The sequence below is a fragment of the Nocardioides sp. NPDC054178 genome, from assembly GCF_055585005.1.
The window spans coordinates 494834-509766 of the sequence record NZ_JBVJKY010000004.1 but is presented as its reverse complement, the minus strand read 5'-3'; the positions used below and the strand labels follow the sequence as shown (position 1 = coordinate 509766).

The 14933-nt window shown below is 70.3% G+C and carries 16 protein-coding genes and 1 tRNA gene; 8 read left to right on the top strand and 9 right to left on the bottom strand.

The features are described 5' to 3' along the window. Positions 1-178 precede the first annotated feature (178 nt). The 4 genes from mshC to ACZ6WN_RS18345 are packed head-to-tail and all read right to left on the bottom strand — an operon-like array spanning position 179 to position 3557. On the bottom strand, positions 179-1411 hold the full coding sequence (gene mshC / locus ACZ6WN_RS18360) for a cysteine--1-D-myo-inosityl 2-amino-2-deoxy-alpha-D-glucopyranoside ligase (RefSeq protein WP_465866543.1): 1233 nt from the start codon (positions 1409-1411) through the stop codon (positions 179-181). A gap of 32 nt (positions 1412-1443) precedes the next feature. After that, positions 1444-2217, bottom strand: a complete 774-nt coding sequence (locus ACZ6WN_RS18355) for an SCO1664 family protein (protein WP_465866542.1) — start codon at positions 2215-2217, stop codon at positions 1444-1446. A 3-nt stretch (positions 2218-2220) separates the two neighbouring features. Beyond that, positions 2221-2826 (bottom strand): DUF3090 domain-containing protein, encoded by a 606-nt coding sequence (locus tag ACZ6WN_RS18350; protein WP_357336493.1) that lies wholly within the window; start codon positions 2824-2826, stop codon positions 2221-2223. Between the two features lie 2 nt (positions 2827-2828). Beyond that, positions 2829-3557 (bottom strand): MSMEG_4193 family putative phosphomutase, encoded by a 729-nt coding sequence (locus ACZ6WN_RS18345; RefSeq protein ID WP_465866613.1) that lies wholly within the window; start codon positions 3555-3557, stop codon positions 2829-2831. Positions 3558-3622: 65 nt separating this feature from the next. On the opposite strand from ACZ6WN_RS18345, the gene corA reads away from it, so the two are divergent. Beyond that, on the top strand, positions 3623-4603 hold the full coding sequence (corA, locus tag ACZ6WN_RS18340; protein WP_465866540.1) for a magnesium/cobalt transporter CorA: 981 nt from the start codon (positions 3623-3625) through the stop codon (positions 4601-4603). An 8-nt stretch (positions 4604-4611) separates the two neighbouring features. Here the strand turns inward: corA and ACZ6WN_RS18335 are convergent, their stop codons facing one another. The 4 genes from ACZ6WN_RS18335 to ACZ6WN_RS18320 form a co-directional block, all read right to left on the bottom strand. Further along, positions 4612-4833, bottom strand: a complete 222-nt coding sequence (locus ACZ6WN_RS18335) for a hypothetical protein (RefSeq protein ID WP_465866538.1) — start codon at positions 4831-4833, stop codon at positions 4612-4614. A gap of 129 nt (positions 4834-4962) precedes the next feature. Next, positions 4963-6153, bottom strand: coding sequence for a hypothetical protein (locus ACZ6WN_RS18330; protein WP_465866537.1), 1191 nt, complete (start codon positions 6151-6153; stop codon positions 4963-4965). Beyond that, positions 6153-7409 (bottom strand): threonine ammonia-lyase IlvA, encoded by a 1257-nt coding sequence (gene ilvA, locus ACZ6WN_RS18325; RefSeq protein ID WP_465866535.1) that lies wholly within the window; start codon positions 7407-7409, stop codon positions 6153-6155. The genes ACZ6WN_RS18330 and ilvA overlap by 1 nt, the downstream gene beginning before the upstream one ends. 19 nt (positions 7410-7428) lie before the next feature. Next, complete coding sequence (locus tag ACZ6WN_RS18320) at positions 7429-8253, bottom strand: undecaprenyl-diphosphate phosphatase (protein WP_465866533.1); 825 nt, start codon at positions 8251-8253, stop codon at positions 7429-7431. 121 nt (positions 8254-8374) lie between these two features. Here ACZ6WN_RS18320 and ACZ6WN_RS18315 point away from each other — a divergent pair, with 121 nt between their 5' ends. The 4 genes from ACZ6WN_RS18315 to ACZ6WN_RS18300 all read left to right on the top strand — a co-directional run bounded on the left by ACZ6WN_RS18315 (position 8375) and on the right by ACZ6WN_RS18300 (position 11185). Then, positions 8375-9325, top strand: coding sequence for an aldo/keto reductase (locus tag ACZ6WN_RS18315; RefSeq protein WP_465866531.1), 951 nt, complete (start codon positions 8375-8377; stop codon positions 9323-9325). A gap of 125 nt (positions 9326-9450) precedes the next feature. Then, entirely contained in the window at positions 9451-9630 is a 180-nt protein-coding gene (locus ACZ6WN_RS18310; protein ID WP_040756208.1) for a DUF5703 family protein, read from the top strand. 46 nt (positions 9631-9676) lie between these two features. Beyond that, the gene (locus ACZ6WN_RS18305) at positions 9677-10234 is read left to right on the top strand and encodes a histidine phosphatase family protein (protein ID WP_465866529.1); all 558 of its coding nucleotides are present in this window, start codon (positions 9677-9679) and stop codon (positions 10232-10234) included. A gap of 108 nt (positions 10235-10342) precedes the next feature. Beyond that, the gene (locus ACZ6WN_RS18300; protein ID WP_465866527.1) at positions 10343-11185 is read left to right on the top strand and encodes an aminoglycoside phosphotransferase family protein; all 843 of its coding nucleotides are present in this window, start codon (positions 10343-10345) and stop codon (positions 11183-11185) included. Between the two features lie 110 nt (positions 11186-11295). Here the strand turns inward: ACZ6WN_RS18300 and ACZ6WN_RS18295 are convergent, their stop codons facing one another. Further along, on the bottom strand, positions 11296-12588 hold the full coding sequence (locus ACZ6WN_RS18295) for a M20/M25/M40 family metallo-hydrolase (protein ID WP_465866525.1): 1293 nt from the start codon (positions 12586-12588) through the stop codon (positions 11296-11298). A gap of 103 nt (positions 12589-12691) precedes the next feature. Between ACZ6WN_RS18295 and ACZ6WN_RS18290 the strand changes: the two genes are divergently transcribed. The 3 genes from ACZ6WN_RS18290 to ACZ6WN_RS18280 all read left to right on the top strand — a co-directional run bounded on the left by ACZ6WN_RS18290 (position 12692) and on the right by ACZ6WN_RS18280 (position 14933). Next, complete coding sequence (locus ACZ6WN_RS18290) at positions 12692-13459, top strand: glycerophosphodiester phosphodiesterase (RefSeq protein ID WP_465866523.1); 768 nt, start codon at positions 12692-12694, stop codon at positions 13457-13459. 72 nt (positions 13460-13531) lie between these two features. Further along, positions 13532-13617, top strand: a tRNA-Leu gene (locus ACZ6WN_RS18285). A gap of 353 nt (positions 13618-13970) precedes the next feature. Continuing rightward, a complete protein-coding gene (locus ACZ6WN_RS18280) occupies positions 13971-14933 on the top strand; it encodes a UBP-type zinc finger domain-containing protein (RefSeq protein WP_465866522.1) in 963 nt (320 codons plus the stop codon).

Below are 14933 nucleotides of genomic sequence, written 5' to 3'. Positions count from 1 at the left end.
GCGCGGGGCGGTTCGTCCCCCCCCTCTGGCCCGGCCCGGCGGCGGGGGGGGCGGGTGTGGCCCCCCCCACGCCTCCGCCTAGCGGCTCCGGCGGCTCGACCAGCGGGGCCGGCGGCTCGACCAGCGGGGCCGGCGGCTCGACCAGCGGGGCCGGCGGCTCGACCAGCGGGGGCTGCGGCTAGAGCTTGATGCCCAGGGCGGCGTCGACGAGCTTGGCGATGCTCTCGCCGGCGAGGGCGTCGGAGGTCTCGGCGAGACCGCCCGTGCCGAGAGTGGCGGCGACCCAGGCGTCGACGGCCTCGACCGCACGCGGGGCGTCGAGGTCGTCGGCCAGGGCACCCAGGACCGTCTCGACGACCGGGGCCGCGGGGGCGCCTCGGCCGAGCGCGACGGCCTTGCGCCACTCGGCGATCTTGTCGACGGCGTCGAAGAGCTTGGCGTCGGTCCACTCCCAGTCGTCGCGGTAGTGGTGGCCCAGCAGCACCAGCCGGATCGCCATCGGGTCGATCTCGGAGTTGCGCAGGGCGGAGACGAAGACCAGGTTGCCACGCGACTTGGACATCTTGTGGCCGTCGTAGGCCACCATCCCGCCGTGGGTGTAGATCTCGGCGAAGTCCTTGCCGGCCGAGCGCGCATGCGAGCCGGACATCTCGTGGTGCGGGAAGACCAGGTCGGAGCCACCGGCCTGGACGGTGAACCCGGCGCCGAGGTGCTCCAGGGCGATCGCGGTGCACTCGATGTGCCAGCCGGGACGGCCGGGACCGTACGGCGAGGGCCAGGCCGGCTCGCCGGGGCGCTCGGCGCGCCACAGCAGCGGGTCGAGCGGGTCCTTCTTGCCGGCCCGCTCGGGGTCGCCACCCCGCTCACCGAAGAGCTCGATCATCTCCTCGCGCCCCAGGCGCGACTCCTCGCCGAAGGCGTCGTCGACGGCCACCGAGGCGTAGACGTCGTCGTCGACCTTGTAGATCGCGCCGGCCTCCTCGAGCTCGCCGATCAGGGAGAGCACCAGCGGGATCGACTCGACCGCGCCGATGTAGTGCTGAGGCGGCACGACGCGCAGCGCCTCCATGTCCTGGCGGAACAGCTCGGTCTCGCGCTCGGCGAGCGCCTCCCACTCGATCCCGACCTTGTCCGCCCGCTCCAGCAGCGGGTCGTCGACGTCGGTGACGTTCTGGGTGTAGCCGACCTCGTAGCCGGCGTTGAGCCACGCCCGGTGGAGCAGGTCGAAGGCGACGTAGGTGTTGGCGTGGCCCATGTGGGTCGCGTCGTAGGGCGTGATGCCACAGACGTACAGCGAACGCCGCCCCTGACCCCCGGTCGGGACGACCGCGTCCCGCTGATGGTCATAGAGCTGCACCTCGGGCCCGTTGACGGACAGTTCTGGGAATTCGGGTGCTGACCATGCGCGCATGGGTGCAGCCTACTTGGCGGGGACCACGTGTCTCAGAACGGAGGCCACGGGATGACATGGCGGTCGTACTCGGGCTCGGGAAAGACCCCCTCCGCGAGCAGCTCCTCGCACCGCTGGGCGAGCGCCTCCAGATCCCGCTCCGAGAGGTACGCGGCCAGCCCCCGCCCCAGCGCACCGGAGAGCCCCGCGAGCACCGTCCGGACACCGGCGAGCTCCTCCTCGGAGAAGCCGAGCCCCTGCCACCCCCACAGGATCGTGCGCAGCTTCGGCTCGTCGTGGAAGGTCAGCCCGTGGTCGCAGCCGAACCGGTGACCGCCGGCGACCGGCAGGATGTGCCCGCCCTTGCGGTCGGCGTTGTTGGTGATCGCGTCGAAGACCGCCATCCGGCGCAGCGCCGGGGTGTCCTCGTGAGCGAGCGAGACAGCCCGGTCGAGCGCGTCGTAGCCGTCGAAGACGTGCCGGAAGCCCTCCGGCACCTCTCCCGCAGGCACGATCGTCACCGGCTCGACCGACTCGTCGGCGCTGACCCAGCGCTGCACCATGCCGAGTCCGTGCGGGCCCTCACGCAGCCAGGTCTCGGGCACCACGGACCAGCCGAGGGCCTCGGAGACGGCGTAGGCGGCGACCTCGCGGTGCGCCAGCCGCCCGTCGGGGAAGTCCCACAGCGGCCGCTCCCCCGCGATCGGCTTGTAGACGACCTCGGTCTCGCCGATGGTCGCCAGGAAGGTCGCGTTCGAGGCCGTGGTCAGCCGCCCGACGAGCACCAGCTCGTCATCGGACCCGATGAGCGACTCGGTCACCGACATCGATCAGACCGGGTCGCGCCGCTTGAACCCGTTCGCCCGGACGCACAGGTGTCCTTCGGGGTCGATCGGGTTGCCGCAGAACGGGCAGTTGGGGCGGCCGGCGCCCAGCACCGCCTCGGCCCGCTTGACGAAGGCGCGGGCGTTGCGCGGGGCGATCCGCACCAGGAGCACCTCGTCGGGCTCGGTCTCCTCCAGCTCGATGGCCGCCACGGCCTCCTCGTCGACCAGCTGGCCGGACTCGTCGACCTCGGCGATGATCTCGGTCTCGCTGATCGGGAAGACCTCGAGGACGACCTTGTCCTCGTCGGGGTCCCAGGCCAGCGTCATCGTGCCGGCCCGGAACTCCTCCTCGATCGGCTGCTCGAGCGGGCCGTTGTCGTCGAGGTCGTAGGGCGCGATCGCCGGCACCACGGCGGGAGCCGACTTCATCACCTCGTCGAGGAGCTCGTCGAGCCGCTCGGCGAGCACCGTGACCTGCTGCTTCTCCAGCGCCACGGAGACGACTCGCGCTCCCTCACGCGCCTGCAGGAAGAACGTCCGCGCCCCGGGCTCGCCGACGGTGCCGACGACGAATCGCTCGGGCGGGTCGAAGGCGTGCATCACAGGCATGGTCAAACCTTATCCAGACCGGGCTCAGGACCCGAGCCGCCGCCCACGACGGCGTCGTCGTTGCGCCGCCGCGACGACTTGCGTCCCTTCTTCGCGGCCGGCTTCGGGGCCAGCCAGGAGAGGTCGCCGGCGTGCGTGTTCGTGGCCAGGACCGAGGGGCGCCCCTCGCCGTAGCGGACCACCGAGATCGAGGCCGGGTCGACGTGCAGCCGCTGGAAGAGGTCCAGGTGCATGCCGAGCGCGTCGGCCAGGATCGACTTGATCAGGTCGCCGTGGCTCACGCACAGCCAGACCGCCGCGTCACCGTGCGCCGCCGTGACGGCGGCGTCGTGGCGACGTACGGCCTCGACTCCTCGGGCCTGCATCGCGGCCATCGACTCGCCGCCGGGGAAGGTGACCGCGGAGGGCTGGGTCTGCACGGTCCGCCACAGCTTACGGCGCGCCAGCGTGGTGATCTTCTCCCCCTGCCACTCGCCGTAGTCGCACTCGGCGACACCGTCCTCGACGACGACGGTGGGCTGCTCGGCGCGACCCTCCAAGATCACCGACAGCGTCTGCTGGCAGCGCTCCATCGGGCTGGTCACCGCCAGCGCCAGCGGGACCGGTGCGATCCGCTCGGCCGCCTTGGCGGCCTGCTCCACGCCACGCTCGTCCAGCCGCACCCCGGGAAGCCGGCCGGCCAGGGTGCCGGATGCGTTCGCCGTCGTACGGCCGTGTCTCACCAGGATCATCGTCGCCACGGTTGGCGACCCTATCCGCACCGATGAAGCCGTCCGTCATGCCCTAACCTGACAATGTGATCGTCGACAGCGCTCTCTACCGCGCCGGTGAGCGTGACAGGACAGAGTGCGCGCCCCACGACTACGCCACGCTGCGCAGCGGCGTGAAGGACGAGGGCGACTTCGTCTGGCTCGGGCTCTACCAGCCCAGCCAGTACGAGCTCCAGGAGGTCGCCGAGGCCTTCGGGCTGCATCCGCTCGCCGTCGAGGACGCGCTGACCGCCCACCAGCGGCCCAAGCTGGAGCGCTACGAGGGCGGGATGTTCCTGGTGGTCAAGACGCTCTGGTACGTCGACGCCGAGGATGCCGTCGAGACCGGCGAGGTGGCCTTCTTCATCGGGACCGACTACGTGATCACGGTCCGCCACGGTCGCGGGACCCGGCTCGCGCCGGCCCGTGAGCTGCTGGAGTCCAGCGCCGAGCAGCTCCTCACCGAGGGCCCCTACTCCGCGGTCTACGCGGTCGTCGACTACATCGTCGACGGCTATGTCGACGTCGCCAACGAGCTCACCAAGGATGTCGACGAGGTCGAGACCTCGGTCTTCTCCGACGAGCGCACCCACGACTCGGCCCGGATCTACCGGCTTCGCCGGGAGATCGCGGAGGTGCGGCGCGCGGTGATGCCGCTGCGGGAGCCGGTGCGCCGCTTCGCCAACGGAGAGGGTGGCATCGACCCGGATCTGCGCCCCTACTTCCGCGACATCCTCGACCATCTCTCCTCCATCGTGGAGTCGATCGAGAACCTCGAGACGCTGCTCTCCTCGGCCTTCGAGGCCCACCTGGCCCAGCTCTCGCTGCAGCAGAACGAGGACATGCGGCGGATCTCCGCCGGCGCCGCGCTGGTCGTGGTGCCGACCTTGATCGCCGGGATCTACGGGATGAACTTCACCCACATGCCCGAGCTGTCGTGGACCTTCGGCTACCCGTTCGCGCTGCTGCTCATGGTCGCCGTCGTGACCGGCCTGTGGATCTTCTTCCGCAAGTCTGGCTGGTTCTGACCGCGTCGCTACCCTCTGCGCCACCAGCTGCGCGGTTGACGCTCCGCGGCCTCGCGTGCGCACTCCCGGAGCTCGTGGGCCACGGCTCGATACACGGTGGCCCACTGCTCCCCCGTGAGTCCGCCGACCTGGAGGTCGCTGGTCCTCGCACTCGTGAAGACCTTGGCGTCTTCGGCGTACTTCTCGGCTTTCGCTTCGAGCCACGCGATGTGGTGCTCGGTGCTACTCATCGCCCCCCAGTTTTCCACGTGTAGGCAACGAGGACGTGCCATCGGGAAACTGATCTCAACAGCCGAAACGCGACGAATACCCATGCGAGTATCCGGACCGGAGCCACTTTTCGGCAGGTCGGGCTGGTTCTAGTCGAGCTGCTTGACCGGGCGGGCGTCGAGGTGCTCCCGGTCGCACCACAGGGAGAGGTCGTCGGCGAACTCCGACTCGGCTTCGCCGCCCTGCGCGTCGAGCTGCTCCCCCTGGTACCACTCGGTGAGCATCGCGGCGTCGTCGTGGCCGGCCGGCATCCGCGGACCGCGGTAGCGAACCGCGACGACCTCGTCCTTGCGCATCGAGATCATCCAGGCCCAACCGGGATCCTCGCCCTTGGCGGGCTTCCAGGCGAAGACCAGCGGGCCGCGCTTGCCCTTCGTGGTGACGCAATGCGTGCGCAGCGCGGGCGCCGAGCAGGGTTCGCGGGTCATCCAGGCGGGCGGGGACGGTGCGGCGAGGACGTCGATGTCGGCGTTCGGCATGCCCGTGAAGTCGGGTGAGGAGCGCTGCAGCAGTCGCCCGCCGATGGCCTCGGGGTCGAACCGCTCACGCAGCGGAGACCGGATCACACCTTGGTAGTAGCCATAGCCCCCGCGTCCGCCGACGTAGGCCTGGGCGATGCCGTGGTCGGTGTTGCGGACCAGCTCGTACGCATCGGGGTCGGGCTCGCCGCCCTCCCAGTCCTCCAGCTCCTCACCGAGAGCGAGCGTGGAGGAGGTCGCCTCGTACCGGAGCCGCGGGTCCTCCACGACGGCGATCAGCCTCACGACGCTGATCGGCATGTCGAGCGTGCGGGGGTCGCCGGTGATCGTGGGCCCGGCGTAGCCGATCGAGGCGGTCTCACCGCCCTCACGCCGCAGCACGATCCCGACGACGCCGGGGGCCTCCTCCGGCTCCTCCTCGGTCCAGCGCAGCTGCATCTCGGCACCCTCGACCTCGGTCGGCACGTCGACGCAGTGCTCCCCGAGCTCGCTTCGGCACTCCTCGCTCTCCTCGATCGGCTGGGCCGAGACGGCGACACTGACCAGATCGCCGTCGTACTCTCCGTCCGCGCCGTAGCGAAGATCGATCGAGACCTGCTCCGAAGGCGTCGACTCAGAGGCGTAGGACGCAGCCCTGCGGGAGGTCTCGGTCGGCAGGTGCTCGAGTGCGACCGCGGCGACGGCACGGTGGGTGATCCGGTCGGGATCGCCGCCGGCATCGACGGCCTCGCCGGAGCACCCCGAGACGGCCACGACACCGACCGCGACGCCGACCACGGCGGCCTTGAGGCAGAGGCGCATCAGTGCAGGAAGGTGAACAGCGGTGAGTCGGGCTCGATCCGCTCGATGAGCAGGTCGCTGGCGCTCATCCGCTCGAGCAGCCCGTCGAGGCCGTCGGCGGAGTCGAGGTCGATGCCGATCAGCGCGGGACCGTGCTCGCGGTTGGACTTCTTGACGTACTCGAAGACCACGATGTCCTCGCCATCGGCCAGCACGTCGTCGAGGAAGCCGCGCAGCGCCCCGGGGGCCTGCGGGAAGGAGACCAGGAAGTAGTGGCGCAGGCCCTGGTGGATCAGGGCCCGCTCGAGCACGTCGGCGTAGCGGGAGACGTCGTTGTTGCCACCGGAGAGGACGGCACCGACGCGCGCGGCGCCGCGCAGGTCGATCTGCCCCAGGGCCGCCACCGCGAGCGCGCCGGCGGGCTCGGCGATGATCCCCTCGGTCTGGTAGAGCTCGAGCATCTCCACGCAGATCGCGCCGACCGGCACGGAGACGAGCTCGTCGACGTACTCCTTGACGATCGGGTACGTCACCTTCCCCGCGGTCGCGACCGCGGCCCCGTCCACGAAGGTGTCGAGCGTGTCCAGCCGGACCGGCCCGCCGGCCTCCAGCGCGGCCGCCATCGAGGCGGCGCCCGCGGGCTCGACCCCGATGATCCGGGTGTGCGGCCAGACCTCGCGCACCCAGGTCGCCACGCCCGAGGCGAGCCCGCCGCCACCGACCGGCAGCAGCAGCACGTCCAGCGGCTCGGCGATCTGGGAGGTCAGCTCGTAGCCGACCGTGCCCTGCCCGGCGATCGTGCGCGGGTCGTCGAAGGCGGAGACATAGGTCGCGCCCAGCCCGCGGCCCAGCTCGTAGGCGTAGGCCGAGGCCTCGTCGTAGGTCGAGCCGTGCAGCGTGAGCGTCACGTGCGAACCGCCGAGGGCGGTGATCCGGTCGCGCTTCTGCTTGGGCGTGTTGGTCGGCACCACGATGTGTCCGGGCACCCCGAGGCGGGCGCAGGAGATCGCGACACCCTGGGCGTGGTTGCCGGCGCTGGCGCACACCACACCGCGGTCGAGCTCCTCGGGCGTCAGCGAGCTCATCAGGTTGTAGGCGCCCCGGACCTTGTAGGAGCGCCCCAGCTGCAGGTCCTCCCGCTTGAGCAGCACCTCGGCGGCGTACCTCTGCGAGAGTCTGACCGAGCGTTCGACCGCCGTGCGCGTGGCGATCGTGCGCGCGGCGGCTTCCTCGATCGCTGCGGGTGTTACGGCTGGCTTCACACCGGACTCAGGCACGTGCCTGAGTTTGTCACGATCACCACTCGGTGAGCACACCCGCGCCGAGGAGGCCCAGAACCACGACACCGAGGACGACCCGGTAGATCACGAACGGGGTGTAGGTGTTGTGGGAGAGATACTTCAGCAGCCACGCGATCACGGCGTAGCCGAGGACGAAGGAGACGATCGTGGCGACGATCGTCGGGCCCCAGCCGTAGAGGTTCGCGCCGTGGGCGATCTCGCCCATCTCGAACAGGCCGGCACCGAAGACCGCCGGCAGCGCCAGCAGGAAGGCGTAGCGGGTCACCGTGGCCCGCTCGTAGCCGAGCGCACGGCCCATCGAGATGGTCGCACCCGAGCGGGACACGCCGGGGATCAGCGCGCAGGCCTGCGCGCAGCCCATCAGGATCGCGTCGCGCCAGGACAGGTCGTCGAACTGCTTGCGGTTCGCGCCGAGCCGGTCGGCCACGCCGAGGACGATGCCCATGACGATGAGCATGGTGCCGACGACGTACAGGCTGCGCAGGTCGTGCTCGATGATGTCCTTCATCACGAACCCGATCAGCACGATCGGGATCGAGCCGACGATGATGAACCAGCCCATTCGGGCATCGGTGTGGCTGCGCAGCTCGGCGTTGAAGAGGCTCTTGAACCAGGTCACGATGATGTCGCGGATGTTGCGCCACATGTAGAAGACCACGGCCAGCTCGGTGCCGATCTGGATCACGGCGGTGAACGCCGCGCCGGGGTCTCCCCAGCCGAGCAGCTCGGGGAAGATGCGCAGGTGCGCGCTGGATGAGATGGGCAGGAACTCGGTGAGTGCCTGAAGAATGCCCAGTGCGATCGCCTGCAGATAATCCACGGGCGGAAACTCTAAGGGGCAGGTACGCAGCACCCGACCGCTGCCTCCCCGTCGGTGTGTCCGCGGTCACTGCCAGCGTGTCCGACCGGGGCCCCGCGGAGGGCCCGGATAGATTGTCCTCATGCAGAGCCGACTCCTCGGAGCCACTGGGCTGCGAGTCTCGTCTCTCGCCCTGGGCACCATGACCTGGGGCAGCGTGACCGACGAGCACGAGGCCCGCGAGCAGCTGGCCGGTTTCACCGAGGCCGGCGGCACCCTGGTCGACACCGCCGCCGGCTACGGCGACGGGGCCTCGGAGGCCCTGCTCGGCTCCCTCCTGGCGGAGGGTGTCGTGGCTCGTGACGACGTCGTGGTGGCGACCAAGGGCGGGATCACCTGGCGCGGCGGAAACCGGGGCGTGGACACCTCTCGCGGTGGCCTGCTGACCGGTCTCGACGCCTCGCTGAAGCGGCTCGGCGTCGACCACGTCGACCTGTGGCAGGTGCACGTCTGGTCTCCCGAGGTGCCGCTGGAGGAGACGCTCACGGCGCTCGACATGGCGCTGAGCAGCGGCCGTGCCGCCTACGTCGGCGTCTCCAACTACAGCGGGTGGCAGACCGCCCAGGCCGCGACCTGGCAGCGGGCCGTTCCGGGGCGTGCGACGCTCGCCTCGACGCAGGTGGAGTACTCGCTGCTGGCCCGCGACATCGAGTACGAGGTGCTGCCGGCCACCGAGGCGCTGGGCATGGGCCTGCTCGCCTGGTCGCCGCTGGCAGGCGGCGTACTGACCGGGAAGTACCGCACCGGGATCCCCTCGCTCTCGCGCGGCGCCGACCCGAACTTCTCGGCCCGGGTGGACGCCTTCGACGACGAGCGCTCCCGCGGGATCGTCACCGCCGTCGCCAAGGCCGCCGAGGGCCTGGAGTGGACCCCGCTGCAGGTCTCGCTGGCGTGGGTGCGCGACCGGCCGGGTGTCACCGCGCCGATCCTCGGGGCCCGCACCGCGGCCCAGCTCAAGGAGGCGCTGCAGGTCGCCGACCTCACCCTTCCGCCCGAGATCGCGCTGGCGCTCGACGACGTCTCCGCCGTCTGATCATCGCGACCGGAAACTTCACCCCGCGGGAACATCTCTTCCGGCACACTGGTTCTCCTGAGTAGTCCATCAGAAGGAGTGCTGCCTTGGCCCGAGCCGAACGCCGTCCACCCCGCCCCGGAGTGATGTGGGAGTACGACAAGGTGACCTTCTCGCGTGAGTTCTCCCGCAACATCGTCACCAAGCTGCTCGTCGAGCGCGCCGAGCACGGCGGCTGGGAGCTCGACCGGGTCCGGATCACCGCCGACGGCACCCGCCGGGTGACGCTTCGGCGCAAGATCATCCGGCAGCGGCTGACGGTCTGAGCGCGTCTGCGCGCTCCGCGCGCGTCCGGAGAATAGGGTCCTTCGGGTGATCCATCTCGTACGCCACGGCGAGGCCGCCGGCGAGGACACTGTCGACCCCGGCCTCTCCGACCTCGGCCGCCGCCAGGTCCAGGCGCTCGCCAACCGTCTCGCGTTCCGTCCCGTCCGTCAGGTGCTGCACGGCCCCAGTCGGCGGACGACGGAGACGGCCTGCCTCCTGACCGAGAACCTGGGTGCGGGGCCGGTGCCTTCCGACCTTCTCGCCGACCGCACCCCGGTGCCCTCGGCGGAGCGAGTCGGCGACTACCCGACCCACCGCTGGGAGTGGTTCGAGGACGTCCCGGAGGCCGAGCGGGATCCGGACGGCGCCGACCTCACCGCCGCCTGGCACAAGCTCTGGTTCGAGCACCACGACGAGGAGGTCGTGCTGGTCACGCACGCGTTCGTGGTCGCCTGGTTCGTGCGCGAGGTGCTCAACGCCCCGCCGGCGACGTGGATGCGGATCGGCCCGATCGGCAACGCCACCCTGACCAGCATCGGGCCAAACCTCGCCGGCGAGCCCGTCGTCGAGGCGTTCAACGCCGAGGTCGTCCTCCCGATCTGAGCTGTTTCCGGCCGATCTGGACAAGCGGCGCCCACAAGGCGCCAACAACATGGACATCTCCCCGCGACACGCCGGCTCAGACCCACCCGGCGCTGGCAGGATCCGCCCGTGATCTCGGCACTCGACACCCTGACCCCCGCCCAGCGCGACCTCCTCGACCAGTGGCTTCCCGGAGCCGAGGTGGTCGCCGACCGCAGCGCACTGCACCGCGCCGGCACCACCGCCCTCGTGCTCTCCGCCGGCGAGGAACGCTTCCTGGTGAAGACCACGACAGAAGGCGTACGCCACATCGACCGTGAGCTCGCCGCCCACCGCAGCTGGCTGGCCCCGTGGACCGACGCCGGCCGCGCGCCGAGCCTCGTCGAGGCCGACCTGGACGCCCGCATCATCGTGACGACCCACCTCGACGGCGAGCCGGCGAGCACCTCGGCCGCCATCCACGACCCCGAGATCTACCGCCAGGCGGGCGAGCTGCTGGCGACGTTCCACGGCCAGGCCGCCGTCGAGGACGAGGACTACGAGCCGGAGCTCGACGAGCGCGCCCTCGCCTCGCTGGACAGCGCCGGCCTGGAGGCCGAGCTCACCGAGCGTCTCCGCACCGAGATCACCTCGTGGCCGACGCCGACGACGGTCCTCGTCCCCACCCACGGCGACTGGCAGCCGACCAGCTGGGTCGTCGACGCCGGCACCCTGCGCGTGATCGACTCCGGCCGCTTCGCCTTCCGTCCGGCCCTCTACGACCTCTCCCGGCTCTCCGCGCAGGACTTCACCCGCAACGACACCTTCGAGAAGGCCTTCCTCGCCGGCTACGGCGCCGACCCCCGCGAGCCCGAGGCCTGGCACCGTCTCCAGGTCCGCGACGCCATCTCCGTCGCCGCCTGGGCCCACCGCACCGGCCACGCCGAGGTCGCCGCCCTGAGCAGAGCGACCCTCACCGCCCTCCTCCCCTGACCCCCCGCCGAGTCGGCTCATCTTGACCAACATCCGCGCCGAGTCGGCCCGTCATAACGAGCCGACTCGGCGACATTTCTGGTCAAGATGAGCCGACTCGGCGGCGATGGTCAGACCTGGTCGAGGAAGCGGTCCATGACCCGCGCGCCGAACTGGAGCGCATCGACGGGCACCCGCTCGTCCACGCCGTGGAAGAGCGCGGTGAAGTCGAGCTCCTCGGGCAGCCGCAGCGGCGCGAAGCCGTACGTCCTCATCCCGAGCCGCTTGAAGTGCTTGGCGTCGGTTCCGGCTGACATCAGGTACGGCGCGACCAGGGCGTCGGGGTCCTCGGCGACCAGCGAGCGCTGCATCGCGGCGACGAGAGCGCCGTCGTAGGGCGTCTCCCAGGGCATCTGGTTCTGGTCGAACTCGATGTCGATCCCCTCGCCGCACAGCTTCCGCAGCGTCTCGAAGAAGTCGTCCTCGAAGCCGGGCAGGAAGCGGCCGTCGACGTGGGCGGTGGCCTCGGTCGGGATGACGTTGACCTTGTAGCCGGCGCTGGTCATGGTCGGGTTGGTGACGTTGCGCAGGGTGGCGCCGATCATCCGGGCGGCCGGGCCGAACTCCTCCACGAGCCGCTCGGCGTTCTCCGGGGTCGGCTCCTCCCCCGCGATCTCGCCGACCGCGGCGAGCAGGGTCTGCATCGTCGGGGTCAGCTGCACCGGCCACTCGTGGGCTCCGATGCGGGCGATCGCGCCGGAGAGGCGGGTGATCGGGTTGTCGCGGTTGATCATCGAGCCGTGCCCGGCGGTGCCGCGGGCGGTCAGCTTCATCCAGGCCATGCCCTTCTCGGCCGCCTCGATGAGATAGAGCCGCTTGCCACGAACCGTCGTGGAGAAGCCACCGACCTCGCCGACCGCCTCGGTGCAGTGGGCGAGCAGGTCGGGGTGGTCCTCGACGAGCACGTGGGCACCCTTCATCCCGCCGGCCTCCTCGTCGGCGGTGAAGGCGAGCGTGATCGGGCGCTCCGGGATCCGGCCGGTGCGCTGGCGTTCCCGAACGACCGCGAGCAGCATCGCGTCGAAGTCCTTCATGTCGACCGCGCCGCGGCCCCAGACGTACCCGTCCTGGATCTCCCCGGAGAACGGGTCGACCTGCCAGTCCTCGGCGGCGGCCGGGACGACGTCGAGGTGGCCATGGAGCAGCAGACCGTCACCGGAGGAGCCACCCCACTGCGCGACGACCGAGGCCCGGCCGTGCTCCGACTCATAGATCTCGGAGGAGATCCCGACCTCGTCGAGCTGCGCCGCGACGTACTCGGCCGCCTTCCGCTCCCCCGGTCCCGGGTCGTTCCCGAAGTTGCTGGTGTCGATGCGGATCAGGTCACGGCAGAGGTCGACGACCTCGGTCTCGGCGCTGGTCATACCGCCACCGTATCGACCGGCGACGACAAACAGCCGCCTGACGTCCACCTATGTGACGGCAAAGGATTTCGTTGCGGTCGGATGCGTGGGTTTCCATGGGCGCATGCAGAAGCGTGCCCTCCTCTCCGCCCACCGCGCCGCGGCGCGTCAGTCGGGGCACCGTGACAACTCCTGGGAGTCGCTTCTGGAAGCCGTTCGGATGGAGGTCGACTACGTCGAGTTCGACGTGCACCGCACCCGCGACGGCGAGTTCGTCCTCCACCACGACGGCCACATCCGGGACCGCATCGGTCGCAGGGTGAAGATCGAGCACAGGACGTACGCAGCGCTCTCGCGGCTCGCACCGTTCCGCCTGGTGCGCTACCGGGAGGCGCTCGAGTTGCTCGCCGCCCACGGCAAGCACGCCCACATCGACCTCAAGTTCGCCTCGCCGTCGAACCACCTCGGCCTCCCGCACGAGGTCGACGCCGCCGAGATCGCCCTCGAGGTGATGAACGAGAGCTTCATCGTGACCACGATGGTCGACGAGTCCGTACGCGCCCTGCGCGACTGGGCCGACCTCCGCGCCCCTGAGACCCTCGTCGGCCTCTCCCTCGGTGGCGTCGACTTCCGCCACCATCCGCTCAAGCTCTTCCGGCTCAAGCTCTCGGAGTTCTTCCCCGAGGGCCGCATCCGCCGCTGCCGCTCCAACCTGGTCGTCGTCGAGCAGCGTCTCGCCGACGTCTGGCTGCTGCGGTGGGCCCACCGCCGCAACATCAAGGTCCTCGTCTGGACCGTCGACAACCCCGGCCGCCTACGCCGTTTCGTGCACGACAAGCGGGTCTGGATGGTCACCAGCAACCACCCCGCCCGCGCCCTCCTGCCCGCCTGACCTGGGCGTGCGCCCACAGGGCCATCCCGATTCGGCACCGGGGCGGCCTCCTGATAATGTTCTTCTTGTTGCGCGCGGGTGGCGGAATAGGCAGACGCGCTAGCTTGAGGTGCTAGTCCACGTATTAGTGGGTGGGGGTTCAAGTCCCCCCTCGCGCACAGAGAGAAACCCCAGGGAGACCTGGGGTTTCTCGCATTTCACCAGGGCCTGCTGATTCGTTGGTGCAGAGCGCGAGAACCTTTCCCGGTTCGCGCGCTGGTCATCCCTGCGCCGCTCGTGTGATCGCACGAGACGCTCTTCAGCTCAGGCAGTGTTCGGAGTCACGCGATGCGCTCCCGGGCCAGCCCGAGGGGGCATCGTACGATCGCCGCGGCGCTCCGTCGGCAAACCAGCCGACGGCCCGTCGACACGCATCCGGTCCTCGCTGCCCGGGCTCGTCCCGTGCCGATGGCAGGCTCGTGTTCCTTCCCCCCGAAACCAGCGCGCCGCCATGTGCCAAGGAGAGACACTCGTGACCGACCCCCACACCACTCCCGTGACGGCCGGGCAGCTGCGGGCAGCCATGATCGAGGCGGCTCGGCGACTGTTGGAGGACTCCCCCACCCACGACATCTCGGCAAGAGAGGTCTGCGAATCCGTCGGCGTGGGGAAGCCGGTGCTGGACCAACACTTCGGCGACAGGAACGGACTCCTCAGCGCGGTCATCGACGAGGCGTTCAACCACTACATCGAACGCAAGCGCTCCCGCGAGCAGGCGGTCGACCCGGTGACCGAGCTCTATGCCTGCTGGGACGACTACCTCGACTTCGCGGCCGCGAACCCGGCGCTCTACCGACTCATGTTCTCCCCCACACTGCCCAAGGTGCCGGATGCGGCGGGGCGGATCTTCGTCCTGCTCACCGAGGCGCTCGACCGCTGCGCGGTCGCCGGCGCACTTCGCATCCCGAGCGTGGAAGCAGCTCAGATGATCCTCTCCGCAAACACCGGGGTCGCGCTGAGCATCCTCTCCCAGCCCGGCCGGTTCGGTGATCCGAGGCTGTCTGAGCGCGTTCGTGATGCCGTCTTCGCCATCTGCCTCACACGCGACGGGCACCAGCAAGGGGACGGCGGTAGCCTCTCCGATATGAGCGGCGTCCAAGGGATCGATACCACCGTCCGGCCGTCCGGCACCGGATGTGCGGAGTGCACGGCGAGCGAGAACGGGTGGTGGCTGCACCTGCGCCGGTGCGCCGAGTGCGGACATGTGGGCTGCTGCGACAGCTCGCCGGCCCAGCATGCCACCCACCACTACCGCGAGACCGGCCACCGCTACATGCAGAGCTTCGAGCCCGGCGAGGACTGGTTCTGGGACTTCGAGAGCCAGGAGGCCGTACGCGGACCCGTACTGGCCGACCCGACCAGTCGGCCGGAGACCCAGCCGTCCCCGGCTCCGGCGGATCGCGTGCCCTCGGACTGGCAGCGATACCTGCACTGA